The organism is Bradyrhizobium sp. (genome assembly GCF_016462955.1).
Classification (GTDB): domain Bacteria; phylum Pseudomonadota; class Alphaproteobacteria; order Rhizobiales; family Xanthobacteraceae; genus Bradyrhizobium.
This window is the reverse complement of sequence record NZ_JAEMSD010000823.1, coordinates 1-1,909: the sequence shown is the minus strand read 5'-3', so window position 1 is coordinate 1,909 and position 1,909 is coordinate 1. Positions and strand designations below refer to the sequence as shown.

Sequence of the window (1,909 nt, the reverse complement as noted above, 5' to 3'; positions counted from 1 at the left end):
GCGCATCAACTGCCGCTGCTCGTCCTGCGAGGCGGACCGCTGCTCCGCCTCGATCTGCGCGGCGAGCCGAATGGCCGCGACGCTGTCGCGGGCGCGCTGCTTCCAGCCCTTTGCCAGGCCACGGTCGCTGGCGAGACGGAAATTGTCGCCGCGCGTGCGCGCGTTCGGCGCGCACAGCCGGGCGGGTTTGAGCGCCGGTCCCGCGGGAGCCGGCCCTGGCGGTGTTGCTCTGTCGTCGTGGTCACCGTCCAAGTGGGCGGCGAAGGCGGTGACGCCGAGGCCGAGGCTAGAGGAGAGGGCGGTGTTGCCGAAGAGGTCGATCGTGAAAGGGTCGTCCTGCGCCATTGGAAATGTCCTTCTGCTGGGCGCGCGCGACCGCGTCGCCGCCGCGGCTGCAACGGGCGGCACGGTCTTGCGGGATTGACGGGAGAGCCGGCGGGAGGCTGGGTGCCGAATTGCGAAGCCCGGCACTGGGCCGGGCTATTCGCAGGTCGCCGAGGGCGGGCGGCCCGGCTAGGCCGCGACCGCTTCCGGCAGGTGGCGGAGCTGCACCGGCAGTTTCGCTGCGATCTCCATTTCGGTAAGGTCGTCCAGCAGCTTCAGCCCGGTGCCTTGCTGGCCAGCGTAGACGAGCACGGTGCGGCGGCCGCGCACGGCGGCAGGCCAGTGCTCGCCGGCGTAGCCGCGGTAGTCGTCGTGGGTGCACGACCAGATGTGCTCGAGCCGCTCTTCGCGCGTCATCGCCCGGACAGGACGAGACTCGCGCTCGATGATCGCCGCTTTCATCCGCTCCGGTGACGCTCTGTCCGACAGGTCGCAATAACCGTGGAACCAGCGCATCTGGCCGTCGATCGACAGTGATAGGAAAATGCTTGTCACACTTGCCGTCATGAATTCACGCATCGCGAACATGTCCGCGCGCATCCATAGCGGCGGCAGGATGTCGAACATGTATTCGTGCTCGGACTCAGCGATCTCGAACCACTCGCCGCCGAAGAGGTGCCCTGCCTCCTCCTCGGCCATGGCCGGATGGCCGCGATGGCGGTTGAACAAACGGTGCATCTCGTGGCGCGTCGCGACGCCTTCGAAGACCTTGCGAACGATAGGTGAGGTGTGCATCGGCGGCTCCTGTTGGCCTGACCGGAATGAAGCGCGAGCGATCCGCCTGATCTCTTCGTCACTCCAGTCCTTCATCACACCTCCTCGCCCGCCGCATCGAAGGCCCGGCGGGTCAAGGGCCGCGGAACGCGGGCGAAGCTTCACCCTTGACGCGCTGGCCGGGCGTGCGGCAGCGCCTCATTCCCATTTCATCTTCCTTTCTCCTTGCCCGATTTCCTTCTACCGCTCACCGGCAACCATCAGGGCCTCACTCATTCAGCGGCCTTACCGCTGCGCGACCACGGCTGCCTAGCCGGCCCATTCGCAAGCCGCATCAAAGGGTCGCCGTCAGGGCTTTCAGATCCTCATTCCAATCATCGGTGCGTGGCCGTAATCGCGCATATTCCGCACTCGCTTCTCCGGCAATGGCCCGAACGCGATCGGCATACACGTCACCCTGCCGATTGTTGTCGGTCGCTGCCACGAGGCAGACCTTGGCGCGCTTAGCTAGATTGCGGATGGCATGATCTGTCGCCGGGGACCAGCCGCCTCCAGTGCTGATATAAAGCGTATCGGAGCGTCGGACATCGATCGCCGCTAGGCTCATGGCATCGATGGCCGCCTCTGTAATGCAGATCCGCTCGGGCTCGGGCGGCCCGAAGCGGAAAAGTTCTTTCGCGCCCTCAGTGGCGAAGCCGCGCCATTGCGGTCCACGCTCCTCCCACCCCGTGATCGCTCCGGCAGAATCGCTATGGGTGTCAAACGCCATCCGGAACTGCCCCCTTTGCGTCATGAAGAACTGCCCCCACCA

2 protein-coding genes and 1 pseudogene are annotated in these 1,909 nt (G+C 66.0%); all 3 read right to left on the bottom strand.

Going from position 1 to position 1,909, the window contains the following annotated elements; genetic code table 11:
• Nucleotides 1–345 (bottom strand): annotated as a pseudogene (locus tag JHD07_RS38845) (class I SAM-dependent methyltransferase); the annotation flags it as partial.
• Nucleotides 346–513: 168 nt separating this feature from the next.
• Nucleotides 514–1,119 (bottom strand): DUF1419 domain-containing protein, encoded by a 606-nt coding sequence (locus JHD07_RS38840; protein WP_291631849.1) that lies wholly within the window; start codon nucleotides 1,117–1,119, stop codon nucleotides 514–516.
• Nucleotides 1,120–1,432: 313 nt separating this feature from the next.
• A partial coding sequence (locus JHD07_RS38835; RefSeq protein ID WP_291631847.1) for a toprim domain-containing protein occupies nucleotides 1,433–1,909 on the bottom strand: 477 nt, incomplete at its 5' end.

What these genes read in the sequence shown, in the direction of transcription:
- JHD07_RS38840 (WP_291631849.1), bottom strand. Translation starts at nt 1,119, where the DNA reads ATGCACACCTCACCTATCGTTCGCAAGGTCTTCGAAGGCGTCGCGACG.